The 18,994-nt window shown below is 68.8% G+C and carries 16 protein-coding genes; 9 read left to right on the top strand and 7 right to left on the bottom strand.

Going from position 1 to position 18,994, the window contains the following annotated elements:
• The first annotated feature begins 74 nt into the window (after positions 1 to 74).
• From ACXI0U_RS23875 to ACXI0U_RS23860, 4 genes are all read left to right on the top strand, one after another.
• Entirely contained in the window at positions 75 to 2,492 is a 2,418-nt protein-coding gene (locus ACXI0U_RS23875; protein WP_374979454.1) for a TonB-dependent siderophore receptor, read from the top strand.
• A 150-nt stretch (positions 2,493 to 2,642) separates the two neighbouring features.
• Complete coding sequence (locus ACXI0U_RS23870; protein ID WP_021219910.1) at positions 2,643 to 3,161, top strand: sigma-70 family RNA polymerase sigma factor; 519 nt, start codon at positions 2,643 to 2,645, stop codon at positions 3,159 to 3,161.
• Positions 3,158 to 4,117, top strand: a complete 960-nt coding sequence (locus tag ACXI0U_RS23865; RefSeq protein ID WP_479550907.1) for a FecR domain-containing protein — start codon at positions 3,158 to 3,160, stop codon at positions 4,115 to 4,117. The genes ACXI0U_RS23870 and ACXI0U_RS23865 overlap by 4 nt, the downstream gene beginning before the upstream one ends.
• A gap of 99 nt (positions 4,118 to 4,216) precedes the next feature.
• Positions 4,217 to 6,658: a TonB-dependent siderophore receptor gene (locus ACXI0U_RS23860; RefSeq protein WP_479550906.1), complete on the top strand. Its 2,442-nt coding sequence runs from the start codon at positions 4,217 to 4,219 to the stop codon at positions 6,656 to 6,658.
• 11 nt (positions 6,659 to 6,669) lie between these two features.
• On the opposite strand, the gene ACXI0U_RS23855 is transcribed toward ACXI0U_RS23860, so the two are convergent.
• Positions 6,670 to 7,563: a LysR family transcriptional regulator gene (locus tag ACXI0U_RS23855; protein ID WP_374979450.1), complete on the bottom strand. Its 894-nt coding sequence runs from the start codon at positions 7,561 to 7,563 to the stop codon at positions 6,670 to 6,672.
• Positions 7,564 to 7,670: 107 nt separating this feature from the next.
• Here ACXI0U_RS23855 and trpB point away from each other — a divergent pair, with 107 nt between their 5' ends.
• Both trpB and trpA read left to right on the top strand, forming a co-directional pair.
• Complete coding sequence (trpB, locus tag ACXI0U_RS23850) at positions 7,671 to 8,879, top strand: tryptophan synthase subunit beta (RefSeq protein ID WP_184488177.1); 1,209 nt, start codon at positions 7,671 to 7,673, stop codon at positions 8,877 to 8,879.
• Positions 8,876 to 9,685, top strand: a complete 810-nt coding sequence (trpA, locus tag ACXI0U_RS23845; RefSeq protein WP_021219915.1) for a tryptophan synthase subunit alpha — start codon at positions 8,876 to 8,878, stop codon at positions 9,683 to 9,685. Before trpB ends, trpA begins: the two co-directional genes overlap by 4 nt.
• 160 nt (positions 9,686 to 9,845) lie before the next feature.
• On the opposite strand, the gene ACXI0U_RS23840 is transcribed toward trpA, so the two are convergent.
• Positions 9,846 to 10,709 (bottom strand): carboxylate/amino acid/amine transporter, encoded by an 864-nt coding sequence (locus ACXI0U_RS23840; protein WP_479550905.1) that lies wholly within the window; start codon positions 10,707 to 10,709, stop codon positions 9,846 to 9,848.
• Positions 10,710 to 10,814: 105 nt separating this feature from the next.
• Here ACXI0U_RS23840 and ACXI0U_RS23835 point away from each other — a divergent pair, with 105 nt between their 5' ends.
• Complete coding sequence (locus ACXI0U_RS23835) at positions 10,815 to 11,495, top strand: FadR/GntR family transcriptional regulator (RefSeq protein ID WP_435634784.1); 681 nt, start codon at positions 10,815 to 10,817, stop codon at positions 11,493 to 11,495.
• A gap of 67 nt (positions 11,496 to 11,562) precedes the next feature.
• Positions 11,563 to 13,002 (top strand): flavin monoamine oxidase family protein, encoded by a 1,440-nt coding sequence (locus tag ACXI0U_RS23830; protein WP_479550904.1) that lies wholly within the window; start codon positions 11,563 to 11,565, stop codon positions 13,000 to 13,002.
• A gap of 4 nt (positions 13,003 to 13,006) precedes the next feature.
• Here the strand turns inward: ACXI0U_RS23830 and ACXI0U_RS23825 are convergent, their stop codons facing one another.
• The 5 genes from ACXI0U_RS23825 to ACXI0U_RS23805 form a co-directional block, all read right to left on the bottom strand.
• Positions 13,007 to 13,375: a DOPA 4,5-dioxygenase family protein gene (locus tag ACXI0U_RS23825; RefSeq protein ID WP_021219919.1), complete on the bottom strand. Its 369-nt coding sequence runs from the start codon at positions 13,373 to 13,375 to the stop codon at positions 13,007 to 13,009.
• A gap of 56 nt (positions 13,376 to 13,431) precedes the next feature.
• Positions 13,432 to 14,037 carry a hypothetical protein gene (locus ACXI0U_RS23820; protein WP_479550903.1) on the bottom strand — a complete coding sequence of 202 codons (606 nt, stop codon included), beginning with the start codon at positions 14,035 to 14,037 and terminating at the stop codon, positions 13,432 to 13,434.
• A complete protein-coding gene (locus ACXI0U_RS23815) occupies positions 14,034 to 15,314 on the bottom strand; it encodes a peptidylprolyl isomerase (RefSeq protein WP_479550902.1) in 1,281 nt (426 codons plus the stop codon). Before ACXI0U_RS23815 ends, ACXI0U_RS23820 begins: the two co-directional genes overlap by 4 nt.
• A complete protein-coding gene (locus tag ACXI0U_RS23810) occupies positions 15,295 to 16,281 on the bottom strand; it encodes a hypothetical protein (RefSeq protein ID WP_479550901.1) in 987 nt (328 codons plus the stop codon). The genes ACXI0U_RS23815 and ACXI0U_RS23810 overlap by 20 nt, the downstream gene beginning before the upstream one ends.
• 122 nt (positions 16,282 to 16,403) lie before the next feature.
• The gene (locus ACXI0U_RS23805) at positions 16,404 to 17,354 is read right to left on the bottom strand and encodes a choline sulfate utilization transcriptional regulator (protein ID WP_021219922.1); all 951 of its coding nucleotides are present in this window, start codon (positions 17,352 to 17,354) and stop codon (positions 16,404 to 16,406) included.
• Between the two features lie 112 nt (positions 17,355 to 17,466).
• On the opposite strand from ACXI0U_RS23805, the gene betC reads away from it, so the two are divergent.
• On the top strand, positions 17,467 to 18,972 hold the full coding sequence (gene betC, locus ACXI0U_RS23800; RefSeq protein ID WP_431483040.1) for a choline-sulfatase: 1,506 nt from the start codon (positions 17,467 to 17,469) through the stop codon (positions 18,970 to 18,972).
• Positions 18,973 to 18,994 lie beyond the last annotated feature (22 nt).

The following is an 18,994-nucleotide window of genomic DNA, read 5'->3' as shown; positions in this document are numbered from 1 at the left end:
TCTCATTCGTGTCCGATTTTTTGCGTTCGTCCCACCTATCTCCTGACAACGCCCACACATTCAGGAGAATCTCCGTGCGCAAACCCTGGCCCCGCGCCATTGCCATCGCCGTCGCGCTCGCCGCCACCGGCCCGCTCGGCTACGTCTACAGCCAGCCCGCCAGCCAGCAACAGGTGCTGGCCTTCGACCTGCCCGCCGCCAGCCTGGCGGAAACGCTCAATGCCATCGCCAGCCAGAGCGGCCAGGTGGTGTCCCTGGAGCCGGTACTGGTCAAGGGCAAGCTGGCGCCGGCCGTCAGGGGCTCGATGACCGCCACCCAGGCCATGCAGCGCGCCCTCGAAGGCAGCGGCCTGGAACTGCGGGTCACCGAAAGCGGCAACTACAGCGTGCAGCCCAAGGCCGACAGCACCGGCGCCATGGAGCTGGGCGCCACCACCGTCAACGCCGCCGGCCTCAGCGCCACCAGCGAAGGCAGCGGCTCCTATGCCGCCCGCGCCATCAGCATCGGCAAGGGTGACCGGACGCTGAAGGAAATCCCCCAGTCGGTCACCGTCATCACCCGCAAGCAGCTCGACGACCAGGGCATCACCGACCTGCGCGAAGCGGTCAACCGCACCACCGGCCTGGTGGGCGCCCAGGGCATCGGCCCAGGCATGGTCATCTCCTCGCGCGGCTTCCAGATCGACGACTGGCAGTACGACGGCGTGCCGGTGCCGCGCAACTTCTACGTGCTGGGCAACTGGGCGACCCAGGACCTGGTGTTCTTCGACCGCGTGGAAATCCTCCGTGGCGCCGCCGCCCTGCTGCAAGGCGCCGGCAGCCCAGGCGGCGCGGTGAACCTGGTGCGCAAGCGCGGCCAGGACGCCCCCACCGTCGCCATCACCGGCAAGGCCGGCACCTGGGACCACTACGGCCTGCAGCTCGACGCCGGCGGCCCGCTCAACCCGGAAGGCACCCTGCGCGGCCGCGTGGTGGTGGACGAAGACCGCAGCCACTCCTTCACCGACTACGTTTGGGACGAGACCCGCTCGTTCTACGCCGCCCTCGACTACGACTTCACCCCCGACACCACGGTCGGCTTCGGCGTCAGCAACACCGACGGCGAATCGCGGCCGATGATGCGCGGCCTGCCGCGCTACCCGGACGGCAGCGACATCGGCTTCTCGCGCTCCACCTACAGCGGCGCCACCTGGAACCACCTCGACACCGACCAGACCACGGTCTACCTCGATCTCGAACACCGCTTCGACGACAACTGGAGGTTCAAGTCCTCGCTGCTGCGCATGCAGGAACACAGCGACTCGATCCACCAGCGCATGCACGGCGATGTCGCCGCCGACGGCAGCGGCCTGAACTTCGCCGACTGGATCACCAATTTCCAGTCCACCAAGATCGGCATGGACAACTACCTCACCGGGCGCTTCAACGCGCTGTCGCTGGAACACGAAGTCACCCTGGGCGGCAACTACTCCAAGTACACCTCGGACGACTTCTACGCCCGGCGCTTCGTCCCCGGCGGCAACATCTTCGCCATCGACCACCACCGCCCGAAACCCACCGTCGCCGACATCCTCGCCTCGCCGGGCGGCCGCGCCTACAACGCCGGCTACGACGTCCGCCAGAAGGGCCTCTACGGCAGCTGGCGGGTCAAGCTGGCCGAGCCGCTGACCCTGGTGATGGGGTCCCGCGTGAGCGGGTACGACTACGAGTACAACGTCACCGGCGGCACCCCGAGCCGCACCACCGCCACCGGCGAAGTCACCCCCTACCTGGGGCTGATCTACGACCTCAGCGAGCAGTGGGCGGTCTACGCCAGCTACACCGACGTGTTCGAGCCGCAGACCGAGCGCTCCGCCGATCAGAAGATCCTCGAGCCGATCGTCGGCACCAACTACGAGGTCGGCCTCAAGGGCGAACTGCTCGACGGCCGCCTCAACACCTCCCTGGCGGTGTTCCGCTACAACCAGAAGAACCGCGCCACCCAGGACCTCGACTCCGGCTTCGAATGCGACGGCTGGTACTGCTCGCGGGCATCGGGCCAGGTGCGCAGCCAGGGCATCGAGGCGGAGATCAGCGGCGAGCTGCTGACCGACCTGCAGGTGTTCGCCGGCTACACCTACAACACCACCAAGTTCCTCGAAGACCCGGACAACAAGGGCAGCATCTACAGCCAGTGGACGCCCAAGCACATGCTGCGCGTGTGGACCGACTACCGCCTGCCGGGCAACCTGCGTCGCTTCAGCGTCAGCGGCGGCTTCAACACCCAGAGCCACACCGTCAGCTTCGCCCGTGATTTCGAAGTGCCCGGCTTCACCGTGTGGAACGCGCGGTTGGGCTACGAGCTGAGCTCGGAGGTCGACCTGGCGCTCAACGCCAACAACCTCTTCGACAAGCGCTACTACCAGCCCGGCTTCGCCGCCGGCGACGGCGCCAACAACTTCGGCGACCCGCGCAACCTCATGCTCACGGTCAAATACACCCCGGAGTTCTGATCCCGCGTCATCACTGCAGGATGGGCGCCGCCGCCAGGCCGCCCATCCTGCGGCCCCGCCTCCGCACCCATGGCGTATTCCCAAGCGCACCCGCTCCACTTAGAATTGCGATCAATTCTTATCCGCACTTAGGCATCACGGGAGCATCGGGTGTCCACTGTCATCCCCGAGCCATCGCTGCAACAGGATGTGCACCGTCTCTACAAGGACCATCACGGCTGGCTGCAAGGCTGGCTGCGGCGGCGCCTGGGCGACCGTGAGCGGGCGGCCGACATCGCCCAGGACACCTTTCTCCGCCTGCTGGTGACCCGGCGCCTGCCCGGTAGCGGCGAGGGCCGCAGCTACCTGGCGCAGATCGCCCGCAACCTGGTCATCGACCAATGGCGGCGCCAGCGCATCGAACAGGCCTACCTCGACAGCCTGGCCATGCTGCCGGAGCCGGAAACCCCCTCCCTGGAGACCCGCGCCATGGTCATCGAGACCCTGCTGCAGATCGACGCCATGCTCGACTCGATGCCGGCCAAGGTGCGCGAAGCCTTCATGCTCTCGCAGTTCGAGGGCCTGACTTATCCACAGATCGCCGAGCGCCTGCAGGTCAGCGTCAGCTCGGTGCAGAAGTACATGATCCGCGCCATCCAGGCCTGCTACCAGGTGCTCTACGCCGAATGACAGCCCATCGCGACGCCCCCATCGCCCCCGCCATCGTCGAGCAGGCCAGCCACTGGCTGATGCTGCAGTGGGGTGGCGAACTGGACGGTGAGCAACAGCGCCGCTTCGTCGCCTGGCAGGACGCCGACCCCGAGCACCAGCGCGCCTGGCAGCGCCTGCAACAGTTGCAGGGCACCCTCGCCGGCGTACCCGGCGACACCGCCCGCGCGGTGCTGCGCGACATGCCCGACGCCCGTCGCCGGCAGACCCTCAAGCTGCTCGGCCTGCTGCTGGTGGCCGGCGGCAGCGGCTACGCGGCCCAGTCGCACCTGCCCTGGCGCGAAGCCATGGCCGACCTGCGCAGCGGCACCGGCGAACGCCTCGAACGCACCCTGGAGGACGGCAGCCAGCTGCTGCTCAACAGCGGCAGCGCGGTGGACATCCTCTTCAACGACGCCGAGCGGCGCATCCGCCTGCTGGCCGGCGAACTGCTGCTGGACAGCGGCCAGGACCCGGCCGGGCGACCGCTGATCGTGGAAACCGCCGCCGGGGAGATCCAGGCCCTGGGCACGCGCTTCTCGGTCTACGAGCAGGACGGCGGCAGCCGCGTCCAGCTCTACGAAGGCCAGTTGGAACTGCGCCCGCGCCACGCAGCCGCTACGCGCCTGCAGGCCGGCCAGAGCCTGTGGTTCTCCGCCGGGCGGCTCGGCGAGCTCGGCAGCGCCGATGCCAATGCCATCGCCTGGAGCCAGGGCCGCCTGGTCGCCGAGCGCATGGCCCTGGGCGAGTTCATCGGCCAGCTGTCGCGCCACCGCCCCGGTGTGCTGCGCTGCGACCCGGAGGTGGCGGGCCTGGTCCTCACCGGCGTCTTCCCCCTGGCCGACACCGACCGTGTGCTGGCCGCCCTGCAGCAATCACTGCCCGTCGAGGTGCACAGCCTGACCCGCTACTGGGTCACCGTCCGCGCCCGCGCCTGAGCCCTGAAAAAAACTTCACCCGGCGTTGTCGGTTTCCCCGGCTCGCTCGGGATACCTCTTGAAATCAATCAAGAAGCATTCTCAAGAGGACGTTCCAGAATGCCGTATCTGCCCGCTTCCCATCGCTCCCGCCTCAGCGCCGCCATCCGCCATGCCCTGTTCGCCAGCCTGCTGGTCGCCGGCCCGGCACTGGTCGCCACCGCTCCCCTGGCCCAGGCCGCCAGCGAACAGACCCGCGCCTACGCCATCCCCGCCGGCAACCTCGACCAGGCGCTGAACCGCTTCGCCAGCGAGGCCGGCATCCTCCTCTCGGTGGATGCGAAGCTCACCGCCGGCAAGCGCAGCCCCGGGCTGAACGGCAACTATGGGGTGAACGAAGGGCTGGCCCGGCTGCTGGCCGGCACCGGCCTGCGCGCGCTCAACAGCGGCGGCAACTACGCCCTGGAAGTGGCAACGGGCAGCGGCGACGCCCTCGAACTGGGTGCAACCACCATCAACAGCACCGGGCTGGGTGAAACCACCGAAGGCAGCGGCTCCTACACCACCGGCGCCGTGACCATCAGCAAGAGCGCCCAATCGCTGCGGCGCACGCCGCAGTCGGTGACCGTGGTCACCCGCAAGCTGATGGACGACAAGAACCTCGTCTCCCTCGACCAGGTGATGGCCCAGACCCCGGGCATCACCCGCGCCAACCGTGGCTACGGCAACCACCACTTCAGCTCCCGCGGCTTCGACCTCACCGACGAGAGCTACATGGTCGACGGCGTACCCGGGCAGGCCTTCGCCTACACCGGCTGGATGACCCCGGACATGGCCATGTTCGACCGCGTCGAAGTGCTGCGCGGCGCCTCCGGGCTGCTGGTGGGCGCGGGCAATCCGGGTGGCGCGGCGAACCTGGTGCGCAAGCGCCCCACGGTGGACCCGCGCTTCTCCATCACCACCCGCGCCGGCTCATGGGACAACTACCGCCTCGACCTGGACGCCAGCGGCAAGCTCAACGACGAAGGCACCCTGCGCGGCCGCATGGTCGCTTCCTATGAGGATCGCGGGTACTTCATCGACGTCACCGAATCCAAGCGCCCGCTGCTCTACGGCATCGTCGAGGCCGACCTCAACGACGCCACCACGGTCGCCCTCGGCCTGCGCCGGCAGACCTCGCGTATCGACGGCTACAGCGTGCTGGGCCTGCCGATGAACCCCGACGGCAGCAACCCGCACCTCAAGCGCTCGACCTTCCTCGGCCAGGACTGGGCCAAGCTGCAGAGCCGCACCGACGAGGTGTTCGCCGACCTCAGCCACCGCTTCGACGACAACTGGACCGGCAAGCTGGCGCTGTCCCACTCCGAGAGCAGCTACAACCGCAGCGCCATCGAATGGGGCGCGGGCGACACCCTGGACTACGGCAGCCCCACCGGCCCGATGGTCAACGACATCAGCTACCACAAGTTCGACGCCACCTCGAACGCCGTGGACGGCCACCTGGACGGCGAGTTCGAGGCCTTCGGCCTGAGCCACCAGGTGACCCTCGGCGCCAACTGGTCCAAGCGCAAGATGAACGACAAGGACGCCACCGTCGCGCTGCCCAGCCCCATCCCCCTCGACGTCTTCAACCCCAACAACAGCAACGTACCCCAGCTGGCGCGCCAGGGCTGGGACGCCAAGGACGACACCATCGAAACCCGCTACGGCACCTACCTCAGCACCCGCCTGCACATGACCGAGGACCTGAGCCTGGTCCTCGGCGGCCGCCTGAGCTGGTACAAGACCGACTCCTGGAGCGGCGACCTGCTGTCGACCAACGAGCAGAAGCACGAATTCACGCCCTTCGCCGGCGCCATCTACGACCTCGACGACGCCTGGTCGCTGTACGCCAGCTACGCCGACATCTTCATGCCCCAGGCCGGCTACCGCACCGCGGGCGGCAGCATGCTCGACCCGGCCATCGGCTCCAACTACGAGACCGGCATCAAGGGTGAGCTGTTCGACAAGCGCCTGAACCTGTCCTTCGCGCTGTTCTACATCGAGCAGGAAGACGTCGCCGCCCGCGACTACGCCAACGACGGCAACTGCCCGCAGGACGTCGCCAACCGCTGCTACGTGAACAGCGACGGCATCAGCCGCAGCAAGGGCTTCGAGGCGGAAGCCAGCGGCGAGGTGCTGCCGGGGCTGCAGGTGGCGGCCGGCTACACCTTCAACACCACCCGCTCGGAAAACGGCGGCCCCATCTCCGCGCAGACCCCCAAGCACCTGCTGCGCCTCAACACCCACTACAGCCTGCCGGGGGAGTGGAACCGCCTCAGCATCGGCGCCGGCGTATCGGCGCAGTCGGGCTACGAGGATGCCTACAACGAGACCGCCAACAGCGGCCGGGCGATCTACGACGCGCGCGCCGCCTACAAGCTCGACCCGAACTGGACCGTCGGCGTGGACGTCGAAAACCTCTTCGACCGCACCTACTTCGACTCCACCGGCTACTGGACCCGTGGCACCACCTACGGCACTCCACGTAGCTACATGCTCACCCTGCGCGGCGACTTCTAGCGCAACCTGTCTCAGCCGGGCTGGGTGAAGGCCTGGCGCAGCCATTGCGCCAAGCGTTCGGCACGCGGGCCCTGGCGCCCGGCCGGCACCCACAGGGCCAGCCGCGCCGGGGTCTCGACGAAGCCCCAGGGCGCCACCAGGCGGCCGGCAGCCAGGTCATCGGCCACCAGCTGCTGCGGGGCGATGGCCACGCCCAGGCCGGCCACCGCCGCCTCCAGCAGGTAGTACAGGTGCTCGAAGCCCTGGCCCAGCTGCAACCCTTCCGCGTCCAGTCCCTCCGCCCGGGCCCATTGCGGCCAGGCCTGGGGGCGCGACGCGGTGTGCAACAGTGGGCGCCGCAACAGGCGCTCGGGCGGCGCCTGCTCCAGCTCGGCGAAACCGGCGTAGCGGGGGCTCAGCACCGGGCCGATGCGCTCCCCGGCCAGCTCGAACACCTGCATGTCCGCCGGCCAGGGCGGCGCGGCGAACAGCAGGGTGGCGTCCAGCTGCGGGCTGCGCGGGTCCAGCTCGCCCTGGCTGCTGGAGAGCTGCAGGCGCAGTTCCGGCAGCTCGCGGTTGAGGCGGTCCAGGCGCGGGATAAACCAGCGCGCCAGCAGGCTGCCGGGGCAACCGAGGACGAAGGGGCGATCCTCCTCCTGGCGGCGCAGGTCCGCGCAGACGCCACGCAGCCGCTCGAAGGCATCCCCAGCCGCCTCGGCCAGGCGCTGGCCGGCATCCGTGAGTTTTATGCCGCGCCCATCCTTGGCCAGCAGCGCCACGCCCAGCTGTTCCTCCAGCGCCCGCACCTGGCGGCTCACCGCGCCGTGGGTGACGTGCAGCTCTTCTGCCGCTCGGCTTACGCTGAGCAGGCGGGCGGCGCTTTCGAAGGCCTTCAGGGCATTGAGGGGAGGGAGGTCGCGGCTCATGGTCATCTGTGAGTTTTACTGACATGTCAGCGCAATCTAATCGCTTTTCCCGGCACCGGCCAGCGGTAGAATGGCTGCCATCGGATACCACTCCCAGGAGTTCCACCATGACTTCACTGCGCACCGGCCCAGACGCCAAGGGCCTGTTCGGTTCCTTCGGCGGCCAATACGTCGCCGAAACCCTGATGCCGCTGATCCACGACCTGGCCCGCGAGTACGAAGCCGCCAAGGAAGACCCGGAATTCATCAAGGAGCTGGCCTACTTCCAGCGTGACTACGTCGGCCGCCCGAGCCCGCTGTACTTCGCCGAGCGCCTGACCGAGCACTGTGGCGGCGCGAAGATCTACCTCAAGCGCGAAGAGCTGAACCACACCGGCGCGCACAAGATCAACAACTGCATCGGCCAGATCCTCCTGGCCAAGCGCATGGGCAAGAAACGCATCATCGCCGAGACCGGCGCCGGCATGCACGGCGTGGCCACCGCCACCGTGGCCGCGCGCTTCGGCATGGAATGCGTGATCTTCATGGGCACCACCGACATCGACCGCCAGCAGGCCAACGTCTTCCGCATGAAGCTGCTGGGCGCCACCGTGATCCCGGTCACCGCCGGCACCGGCACCCTCAAGGACGCGATGAACGAAGCCCTGCGCGACTGGGTGACCAACGTCCACAACACCTTCTACCTGATCGGCACCGTCGCCGGCCCGCACCCGTACCCGGCCATGGTCCGCGACTTCCAGGCCGTCATCGGCAAGGAGACCCGCGAGCAGCTGGCCGAGAAGGAAGGGCGCCTGCCCGACTCGCTGGTCGCCTGCATCGGCGGCGGCTCCAACGCCATGGGCCTGTTCCACCCCTTCCTCGATGACACCGGCGTGGCGATCATCGGCGTCGAGGCGGCCGGCCACGGCATCGAGACCGGCAAGCATGCCGCCAGCCTCAACGGTGGCGTACCCGGTGTACTGCACGGCAACCGCACCTTCCTGCTGCAGGACGAAGACGGCCAGATCATCGACGCCCACTCCATCTCCGCCGGCCTCGACTACCCCGGCATCGGCCCGGAACACGCGTGGCTGCATGACATCGGTCGCGTCGAATACACCTCCATCACCGACGACGAAGCCCTGGACGCCTTCCACCAGTGCTGCCGCCTCGAAGGCATCATCCCGGCCCTGGAGAGCTCCCACGCCCTGGCCGAAGTGTTCAAGCGCGCACCCGGCCTGCCGAAGGACCACATCATGGTGGTCAACCTCTCCGGCCGTGGCGACAAGGACATGCAGACCGTGATGCACCACATGCAACAGGAGCCCAAGGCATGAGCCGCTTGCAGACCCGCTTTGCCGAACTGAAACAGCAGAACCGCGCCGCCCTGGTGACCTTCCTCACCGCCGGCGACCCGGGCTACGACGCCTCCCTGGCGATCCTCAAGGGCCTGCCGGAAGCCGGCGCCGACGTGATCGAACTGGGCATGCCCTTCACCGACCCGATGGCCGACGGCCCGTCGATCCAGCTGGCCAACATCCGTGCCCTGGCGGCCAAGCAGAACCTGGCCAAGACCCTGCAGCTGGTTCGCGAGTTCCGTGAAGGCAACCAGAACACCCCGGTGGTGCTGATGGGCTACTTCAACCCCATCCACTACTACGGCGTCGAGCGCTTCATCGGTGACGCCAAGGAAGCCGGCGTGGACGGCCTGATCGTCGTCGACCTTCCGCCGGAACATAACGAAGACCTGTGCCACCCGGCCCAGGCCGCCGGCATCGACTTCATCCGCCTGACCACCCCGACCACCGACGACAAGCGCCTGCCCGTGGTGCTCGATGGCAGCTCCGGCTTCGTCTATTACGTCTCGGTGGCCGGCGTCACCGGTGCCGGCTCCGCCACCCTGGAGCACGTGCAGGAAGCCGTGGCCCGCCTGCGCCGCCACACCGACCTGCCGGTGGCCATCGGCTTCGGCATCCGCACCGCCGAACACGCCGCCAACATCGCCCGCCTCGCAGACGGCGTGGTGGTGGGCTCCGCCCTGGTGGACCAGATCGCCAAGGCCGAAACCGCCGAACAGGCCATCGACGGCGTCCTCACCCTCTGCAAATCCCTGGCCGAAGGCGTGCGCAGCGCCCGCGCCTGACCGCCACACGGCCATAAGAAAGCCGCTGCCCCTTTCGGGACAGCGGCTTTTTTCATTTCAGGGAACGAGCCGCACTATCGGATGGGCGGCGTTCCGCGAGCCCATGAACGCCATCGACTCCGGAGCCCTCCAGCATGGGTTTCGCTGTGCTCTACCCATCCTACGCAAGAGCGGCCCTGCGACGGCCCAGGCGACTTATCCACAGGGAAGCGAGGATCACCGCGCCGCCCAGGGCGAGGCGGGGGAGGTCGGCGTCGCGGTTCCAGATCAGCAGGTTGACCACCAGGCCGGCGGGGACGTGAAGCTCGTTCATCACCGCCAGGGTGCCGGCGCTGACGGCGGTGCTGCCCTTGACCCACCAGAACATGCCCAGGGCCGTGGCGAACAGGCCCATCCATACCAGCACGCCCCATTGCACCGGCGTTTGCGGCAGGCGCTCGGGGTTGCCGAAGAGCAGGAAGGAGGGCAGCGCCAGCAGCAATGCGCCGAGGAAGAAGTGGCCGAAGAAGCGGTGCAGCGGCTGCTCCACCGGGTAGCGCACCAGCAGGCGACGGCAGAGCACCTGGCCGGCGGCGAAGGTGGCGTTGGCCACCTGCAGCAGGATGAAGCCCAGCAGGTAGTCGCCCTCCAGGCGGTCGAAGCGGATGATCACCCCGCCGCCCACCGCCACCAGGGCCGCCAGCAGCGCCCAGGGGCTGAAGCGGCGGGACAGGGCGTCGTCCAGCAGGGTCACGTAGATGGGCGTGAGCACGGTGAACAGCAGCACCTCCGGCACCGTGAGCACGGCGAAGCTGCGGTACAGGCACAGGTAGGTGATGCCGAACTGCAGCGCCCCGGCCAGCCAGAACCCCGCCAGCAGCCTTGTCGGCAGCCCGCGCCAGCGGGTGAAGGGCAGGAACACCAGCGCCGCGATCAGCACCCGCGCCAGCACGGCGAAATCGCTGTCCACCCGCCCGGCCAGGTACTCGCCTATGAGGCTGAAGGAAAAGGCCCAGAGCAGGGTGACGACGAGCAGGTAGCGCATAGCGTATCTCCGAAAACAGGCGGCGGATCATAGGCCGTGGCTCAGCGCGCGTCGATTCGCCATGGGGCCTTGACTTAACTTGGTAACCAAGTAAATTTTCCCGCCATGGACGAATCGATCACACCCGCCCCCAGGGGGCATGCCGCCGACGCCGCGCTGGAAGGCCTGTTCATCGAGATACTCGATGGCCAGCTGGCGCCCGGCGAATCGCTGCCAGCCGAGCGCCTGCTGGCCGAGCGCTACGGCGTCTCGCGCATCACCGTGCGCCAGGCCGTGCACAAGTTGAAGGACATCGGCCTGGTGGAGGTCCGCCAGGGCGGTGCCAGCCGCGTGCTGGACCCGGCCCGAGCCGATGCACGGGTCTTCGAGCTGCTGCTGCGCTGCGCCGATCGGCTGCAATCCGACGCCGCCACCCGCCTGCTGCGGGACCTGGCCGAGTACCAGCAGCTCTATGCCATCGGCCTGCTGGAGGCGGCCTCGCGCCATGCCACGGATGCCGAGCGGGAACACCTGCTGCAACAGGTGGACACCTGCCCGGCCACGCTCGATGCCGCCGACGCGCAGCGCCTGGAAGACGCCTTCTGGCGACGCATCACCGCCATCGGCCGCAACCGCATCCTGCAGATGGAAATGGCCCTCTGGCAGCGCTGGACCGACGACCAGGACGCCATCGACGGCGATCCCGCCGAGCTGCGCTGGTTCTACCTGACCCTGGCCCGCCAGCTCCTGGCCCGCCAGGACCCCGTGCCCTTCTACCTGGCCTCGGTGCGCACCACCTCGGCCTGAACCCGACGACCGCGGGAAGCGGTCGATTTTTTGCCTCCGACAACTTGGTTACCAAGTGGAGAACACCATGCGCTACCGACTGCTCGAACCCCTCTCACTCACCCGTCGGCACCTGCTGTGCCTCAGCGGCGCCGCCCTGCTCGCCGCGATCACCCGCAGCGGGCGCGCGGCGGTCTCCGAACCTGCGGCGCTGGAACTGGATGTCGCGATCATCGGTGCCGGCCTCTCCGGCCTGGTGGCGGCGCGGCGCCTGGCCGGCAGCGGCCTGCGCGTGGCGGTGCTGGAGGCCCGCGAGCGGGTGGGCGGGCGCACCGTCAACCAGCCCATGGGCAACGGCCTGGAAGTGGACGGCGGTGGCCAGTGGGTGGGCGGCGACCAGCCGATGGTGATGGAACTGGCCAGCGACCTGGGCATTCCCCTGGTGCCGCAGTACCGCGGCGGGCAGATGGCCGCCCTGCTGGGTGGCGAGCGCTACACCTTCGATGCCGACGAGCCGCCAGGGGACGCCGTGCGCGCACTGCAGGCACGGCTGGAGGCCATGGCCGGGCAGGTGCCCCTGGACGCGCCCTGGAGCGCGGCCCGCGCCGATGAGTGGGACCGCTGGAGCCTCGCCGCGTGGCTGAAGGCCGAGCGCGCCGATGCCGAGGCCGTCGAGGCGATGTCCACCACGGTCGCCACCACCCTGAACAGCGCGCCGGACCGGGTCTCGCTGCTGTGGTTTCTCTTCTACCTGCACTCTGCCGGCGGCTTCGCCGCGCTGGACGACCAGGCCCAGCAGTTCCGCCTGCAGGGCGGCGCGCAGCGGCTGTCCCTGAACCTGGCGCAGCAGCTCGGCCCCTCGGTGCTGCTGGGCGCGCCGGTGCGACGCATCGAGGGCTGGGACCAGGAGGCGGTCACCCTGGATTGCGCCCTGGGCCGCCTGCGTGCCCGCCGGGTGATCGTGGCGATGATGCCCGCCGACATGGCCCGCATCGGCTTCTCACCGGCACTGCCCAAGGGGCGCGCCGCCCTGCAGAAGGGCTGGACCGGCGGCAGCGGTATGAAGGTGCACTTGAGCTATGCGCGGCCGTTCTGGAAAGAATCGGGGCTCTCCGGTGCCGGCTTCATCGACAGCGCTCTGGTGCAGATGACCTTCGACAGCAGCCCCGCTCATCAGGGCCTGGGCGTGCTGCTGGCCTTCCTTGATCCCGCACGGGCAGGGAACGATGCCCGCAAGCGCCAGGCACGGGTGCTGAAAGAGCTGGTGCGGCTGTTCGGCGAGGAAGCGGGCCGACCGCTGGCCTACGTGGAGCAGGACTGGAACCGCGAGCCCTGGACCGCCGGCTGCGTATCACCACTGCCGCCTGGCCTGCTGAGCCGCCATGGCCGCCACCTGCGCGCGCCCCTGGGCAACCTGCACTGGGCCGGCAGCGAAACGTCGTCTGTCTGGTGCGGCTACCTGGAAGGCGCGGTCCGCGCCGGCCGGCGCGCGGCGGACGAAGTCCTGGCGGCCCTGCGCCCGGCCTGAGCCGCTAGAGGTCGTACTCGATGGCGCCGTCGCTGAGGTCGGAGAGGTCCAGCGGCCGCACGGCGCCCATCCACATCGGGTAGTCGCGGTGGTCGCGCAGGTCGCTGCCGGTGATGGGGTGGACCAGCACGTTGAGGCCGGCCCGGTTGAGGGCGAGCCAGGGGATGAGTTCGCCGAACAGCTCGGGGCGGAAGGCCAGCTGGCAGCTCCAGTCCGGATGCGGGCCGACGGGCTGGCGGTGCAGGCGGCCCATCTTCAGGGGGAAGCGGCGCGCGGCCTCTTCGCAGAGTTCGCGGGCCTGCTCGAAGCTGTCCGCGTCGTAGTAGATGTGGGCGTGGAAGCCCTTGATGCGGGGTAGGGGGGCAGCCTGCATGTTCACCTCTCTCGGGTACCGACGCGCCATGGTACCCGCAACCCGCGCCGCCTGGCTCAGGGTTTGGGCGGTGTCGGCGCGGTGCCGCCGGGCAGCAACTGCGGCGCCTGCCGTTCCAAGCGGCTCTGCAGGGCTTCCAGTTGCTGCAGGGCGGCGCGGGCTTCGTCCAGCTCGGCGGCCGTGCGCTCGCCGCTCTGGGCTGCCGCCTCGATACGCGCGCGGATCTCGGGGATCTGCTGCACGCCGCTGGTGTAGGCCTGCACCAGCTCGCGGGCCTGCCGGTCTTCCAGCGCGGCATACTGGCGCGGGTCGGCCAGCTCGGCGGCAGTGGCCCCCTGGCGGGGCTTGAGGCCGCCCAGCTCGGGGCGGCGCGGGTCGCCTTCCTGCTCCATCATCTGCATGAAGAGAATGGCGTCCTGCTGGTCCAGGGGGCGTTCCTCCGGCACCGCGGCGGCCACCTGGGCCACGGCGGGACGGGGCGCAGGCGTCGGAACGGGGCTGAGCACCGGCTCACGGGGCGACGGTACGACCGCCACCTTGGGGCGTACCACCGGCGCCGCTTCGGCGGCGGCCATGGGCGTCGGCTCCAGGGTCACCATGATTCCTGCCACAGCCACGGCACCCGCGCTGCAGACCAGGGCGGCGGCGATCCAGCCCTTCACAGGCCTTCCACCTTGGCGCTGGCCAGCAGGGCACCGAGTTGCGCATCCACCTGGGCGGCGAGCTTTTCCCGCGCCACGGCCTGGTTCACTTCGAAGCGCACGCTGCGGTCGTCCAGGGGCAGTTGGCGGTCCTCGCGGCTGCGCACCCGGACGATCTCGAAAGCGCCGTCGATGTGCATGGGCTGGGACAGGCTGTCGGCCTTCTGGATCAGCGCGGTCTTGCGCAGCAGGTCGAGGTCCGCGTCAGCGGGGCGGATCAAGCCCAGGTCGCCTGGCGGCGTGCGCGTCTTGTCCTCGGCCTGGGAGTAGCGACGCACCGCTTCGTCGAAATCCAGGCCCTTCTGCAGTTCCTCGTAGACGCGGTCGGCACCGGCCTGGTCGGCCAGGCGGATGTGCGCGGCCTGCACCTGGGCGACGTTGCGGTACTGCGCCAGGTTGCGCTGGTAGTAGGCCTGGGCCTCGGCATCGGTGACCTGGGCGGCGAGGGCGCGCAGGGCGTAGGACTCGTGGTGGAAGTCGCTGTAGAGGCCGATCTGGTGCAGGTAGCGTTGGCGCACCAGGCGGTCCCGCACCAGGGCTTTGACGCCCGCGCGCTCGGCCGGGGTGAAGCCGTCGCGGCCCAGGCGATACCAAAGGTGATCACGCTGCACCCGGCCCTGCACCTGGCGCGCCAGGTATTCGAGGTTGCCCTTCTGCAGCTCCACCTGGCCCTGGACGTTGTCGCCACGGTAGAGGTCCAGCAGGTCGAGGCTGTGCTCGGGCTCGCCGGGGAACTGCCAGCGGATCAGCTCCACCTTGGCCGCCGCCTGTTCCTGGACCGGGCCGAGCACCAGGCTGTTGGCCACCAGCACGCTGCTGGACGGTGCCAGTACCTCGCGCAGGCGCCGCGAATCCAGGGGCTGCGGCTGGCGCAGGAAGGGGCGCATGTCCTGGCGGGCGTCGCGGCCGTAGTACTGCTCCAGCAAGTTGCCGGCCTCGATCTCCACCGTGGCGTCCAGGTCGGCGCGGCTCTGGGCATTGAGCTGGCCCTCCACGTCGCGGGCTAGCAGGTGGTTCTCCACCAGGCCCCGGCGCAGCTGCGCCGGGTCGGTGTTGAACTTCACCCGCGACAGCACCTGCTGCAACAGGGCGATGCTGCGCCCAGGCAGCAGCTCGCCGTCGATGCGCAGGTCCTTGGCGGTGGGCATGGCCTGGGCCGCGCCCAGGTACAGCCCCAGCACCAGGCCGGCCAGCAGCCGGACCCGGCGCCGGGTTCCTTCAGAGTGCCTTGGGTGCATTGAAGCTGTTGGCTCCCTTGGTCAGGACGCTGACGGTGAGCGCGATAGATTCGGGGATCAGCTCCTTGGCCACGCGCAGGCGGGTTGCATAGCTGGTGTCGTAGAGCGGCTCGGGGTGCGCGTAGGCGACGCGGCCGGTCTGCAGCATCAGGTCGCTGACGCTGCGGCTGGCGTCGTAGCGGCCGATGAGGTTGGCCACTGCGGCCTGGTCGTTGAGGCGCTCGCTGGCGTAGTGGTCGTCAACCCAGCCTTCCCAGCTGGAGTGGCCGTTGGCCGAGGTGATCCACACGTGGTGGGGCTGGGCCACGTCGCCCGTGGCGTGCAGCGCGTAGCCGATGGTCTGCAATGAGGGCGCGGCGCGGAACTGGTCGAACCAGTAGCTGGCGAGGTTATCCACAGGCTGGAACGCGGCGTTCTGGAAGTCGCCGTAGTGCTCCTGCCAGTCGGAGCGGCTGCCACGGCGGTAATGGGCTTCGGTGGTGTCGAAGTCGGCCCGCTTCAGCTCGCGGTTGTAGAGGTAGACCATGGCGTACCAGTCGACATCGGAGATGCCGCCGTCGACCTTGTGGTAGCGGTAGTCGTAGCCGCCGTGACGGTTGCCGTGGGCGTCGCCCTCGCGGGTGAGGTTGAGGAAGTGCCAGTAGGAGGTGTAGTTGACGATGCCGGACGCGGCGCCCCACAACGGCGCGTGCTCGTAGCCGACCCACCAGCCGCCCAGGCGCGTGTCCTTGAAGTCGTCCACGTCATAGGCGGCCTGGCCGAGGGTTTCGCCCGCCTTGGCTTCGCTGCCGGCCGCGCTGACGTAAAAGCCGTAGGCCCGGCGCATCTCCTCCGTGGCATAGGGGGAGTTCATGTAGGCCAGTGCATCCTTGACGATGTTCTTGTGGGTGGGCTGGGAGCAGGCGTTGGCCTGGCCGGCCATGGCGCAGATGCAGAGACCTGCAGCCAGGTGGACGAGGGGTTTCATCGGCAGCGCTCGGGGAAGTGAATGACCCCAGAAGTGATAGCCGCGCTTTGTGCAACCCGAATGACAGCTCGCGCCCTTTATGGGACTGGCGTCTCAAAATCCTGCAAACCCAACTCCGCCCGTCAGACGGCAATGCCCTCGCGGTTGCGGATACGCTGCACCGGGTCTTCGTCCGCCAGCTCGCGCTGCAACCAGTCGACGAAGCAGGCCACCACCCGCGCCCGGCGCTTGCGCTCGGGCAGCACCACGTAATAGCCGAAGTCGGAGGTGAGGCTGCCTTCGATCACCCGTGCCAGCAGGCCCTGCTCGATGAGGTCGTCCACCAGGTAGCGCCAGCCGATGGCCACGCCCTGGCCGGCGATGGCGGCCTGCACCAGCAGCGTGTAGTTGTCGAAACGCAGGGAGCCGGAGCCCGGCGGGCGGTCGATACCCAGCTCGCGGAACAGCGCCTCCCAGTCGAACCAGCGGGTGCGCACCTCGGGCTTGAGGTGCAGCAGCGGCAACTGGGCGAGGGCGGCGGCGGGGAGGGGGGCGGCCTGGTCCTTGAGCAGGCGCGGGCTGCAGATGGGAAACACCTCCTCGCGGAACAGCAGCAGCGCGTCACCGTGCTTGAAGCGGCCGTCACCGAAGGCGATGGCAACGTCGATCTCCGAGCGCAGCATGTTCATGGTGCGGTCGCTGGTCACCAGGCTGACGTCGATTTCCGGGTGGGCTTCGTGGAAGCGGTGCAGGCGCGGCATCAGCCAGTAGGCGGCGAAGGCGAAGTCGGTGGCCACCTGCAGCACCTCGTGCTGGGCCCGCGCGCCCACCGCCTCCAGGCCGAGGTTGATGGCGCGCAGGCCGTCCTGCACATGAACGAAGAGCAGGCGCCCGCTGTCAGTCAGTTCGATGCCGCGGTAGACGCGGTCGAACAACCGGGTCGCCAGTTGCTTCTCCAGGCGCTGGATCTGCTGGCTCACCGCCGGCTGGGTGGTGCCCAGCTCCACCGCTGCGGCGGTGAAGCTCAGGTGGCGCGCCGCCGCTTCGAATACGCGCAGCAGGTCGAGGGAGAGTTCGGGTTGCAGGTCTGCCATAACGATTACTTATCCGAGGCATGTCCGCCCATGCGGTTTACCGAAAAGGTGCGGCGATTCCATGATCGACGCCAGCACTCTCGCATAAACCGATCATATGGATGAAGGCCCCATGAACCGCCCCAACATCCTCTTCATCATGGCCGACCAGATGGCCGCGCCGCTGATGCCCTTCCACGGTGGCCTGCCCCTGCACATGCCCAATCTTTCGCGCTTGGCGGAACGTGCCGTGGTGTTCGACTCGGCCTACTGCAACAGCCCGCTCTGCGCGCCCTCGCGCTTCACCCTGGTGAGCGGCCAGTTGCCGTCGAAGATCGGCGCCTACGACAACGCCGCCGACTTCCCCGCCGACGTGCCCACCTACGCCCATCACCTGCGCCGCCTGGGCTACCGCACCGCGCTGTCCGGCAAGATGCACTTCTGCGGCCCGGACCAGCTGCACGGCTACGAAGAACGCCTGACCAGCGACATCTACCCCGCCGACTACGGCTGGGCAGTGAACTGGGACGAGCCGGACGTGCGCCCGAGCTGGTACCACAACATGTCCTCGGTGCTGCAGGCGGGGCCCTGCGTGCGCACCAACCAGCTGGATTTCGACGATGAGGTGGTGTTCAAGGCGCGCCAGTACCTCTACGACCATGTGCGTGAACAGGCCGGGCGGCCCTTCTGCCTGACAGTGTCGATGACTCACCCCCACGACCCCTACACCATTCCCCGCGAGTACTGGGACCTGTACCGCGAGGAGGACATCCCGCTGCCCTCGGTGCAGCTGGCCCAGCATGAGCAGGACCCGCACGCCCAGCGCCTGCTGAAGGTCATCGACCTGTGGGACAAGCCGCTGCCGGAGCAGAAAATCATCGACGCCCGCCGCGCCTACTTCGGTGCCTGTAGCTACGTCGACGCGCAGATCGGCACCCTGCTCAAGACCCTGGAGGACTGTGGCCTGGCCGAGGACACCATCCTGGTGTTCTCCGGCGACCACGGCGACATGCTTGGCGAGCGCGGCCTCTGGTACAAGATGCACTGGTTCGAAATGGCCGCGCGTGTGCCGATGCTGGTGCATGCGCCGCAGCGTTTCGCGCCGCGCCGGGTCAAGGCGTCGGTCTCGACCATGGACCTGCTGCCCACCCTCGTGGAACTGGCCGGCGGCAGCCTGGACCCAAAGTTGCCGCTGGACGGCCGCTCGCTGCTGCCGCACCTGGCGGGCGAGGGCGGGCATGACGAGGTGTTCGGCGAATACATGGCCGAAGGCACCACCAGCCCGCTGATGATGATCCGCCGTGGCCCGTGGAAATTCGTCTATTCGGAGCAGGACCCGCTGCTGCTCTTCAACCTGGAAAGCGACCCCCGCGAGCTGGAGAACCTGGCCGCATCCGCGAGCCACCGCGAGGTGCTCGAGGCCTTCCTCGCCGAAGCCCGGGCGCGCTGGGACATCCCCGCGATCCACCAGGCGACGCTTGCCAGCCAGCGGCGCCGCCGCTTCGTCGCCGGCGCCCTGGAGCAGGGCCGGCTCACCAGCTGGGACCACCAGCCCTGGGTGGACGCCAGTCAGCAATACATGCGCAACCACATTGACCTCGATGACCTGGAGCGCCGCGCACGTTATCCACAGCCCTGACCAGAGGGGACGAACCCACGGC

The organism is Pseudomonas sp. C9D1 (genome assembly GCF_056491235.1).
Note: the sequence above shows the minus strand (reverse complement) of the source record. Positions and strands in the feature narration are given on the sequence as shown.

Coding starts and splice junctions, on each gene's coding strand:
- ACXI0U_RS23865 (WP_479550907.1), top strand. CDS start 3,158: ATGACAGCCCATCGCGACGCCCCCATCGCCCCCGCCATCGTCGAGCAG.
- ACXI0U_RS23860 (WP_479550906.1), top strand. CDS start 4,217: ATGCCGTATCTGCCCGCTTCCCATCGCTCCCGCCTCAGCGCCGCCATC.
- ACXI0U_RS23855 (WP_374979450.1), bottom strand. CDS start 7,563: ATGAGCCGCGACCTCCCTCCCCTCAATGCCCTGAAGGCCTTCGAAAGC.
- trpB (WP_184488177.1), top strand. CDS start 7,671: ATGACTTCACTGCGCACCGGCCCAGACGCCAAGGGCCTGTTCGGTTCC.
- trpA (WP_021219915.1), top strand. CDS start 8,876: ATGAGCCGCTTGCAGACCCGCTTTGCCGAACTGAAACAGCAGAACCGC.
- ACXI0U_RS23840 (WP_479550905.1), bottom strand. CDS start 10,709: ATGCGCTACCTGCTCGTCGTCACCCTGCTCTGGGCCTTTTCCTTCAGC.
- ACXI0U_RS23835 (WP_435634784.1), top strand. CDS start 10,815: ATGGACGAATCGATCACACCCGCCCCCAGGGGGCATGCCGCCGACGCC.
- ACXI0U_RS23830 (WP_479550904.1), top strand. CDS start 11,563: ATGCGCTACCGACTGCTCGAACCCCTCTCACTCACCCGTCGGCACCTG.
- ACXI0U_RS23825 (WP_021219919.1), bottom strand. CDS start 13,375: ATGCAGGCTGCCCCCCTACCCCGCATCAAGGGCTTCCACGCCCACATC.
- ACXI0U_RS23815 (WP_479550902.1), bottom strand. CDS start 15,314: ATGCACCCAAGGCACTCTGAAGGAACCCGGCGCCGGGTCCGGCTGCTG.
- ACXI0U_RS23810 (WP_479550901.1), bottom strand. CDS start 16,281: ATGAAACCCCTCGTCCACCTGGCTGCAGGTCTCTGCATCTGCGCCATG.
- ACXI0U_RS23805 (WP_021219922.1), bottom strand. CDS start 17,354: ATGGCAGACCTGCAACCCGAACTCTCCCTCGACCTGCTGCGCGTATTC.
- betC (WP_431483040.1), top strand. CDS start 17,467: ATGAACCGCCCCAACATCCTCTTCATCATGGCCGACCAGATGGCCGCG.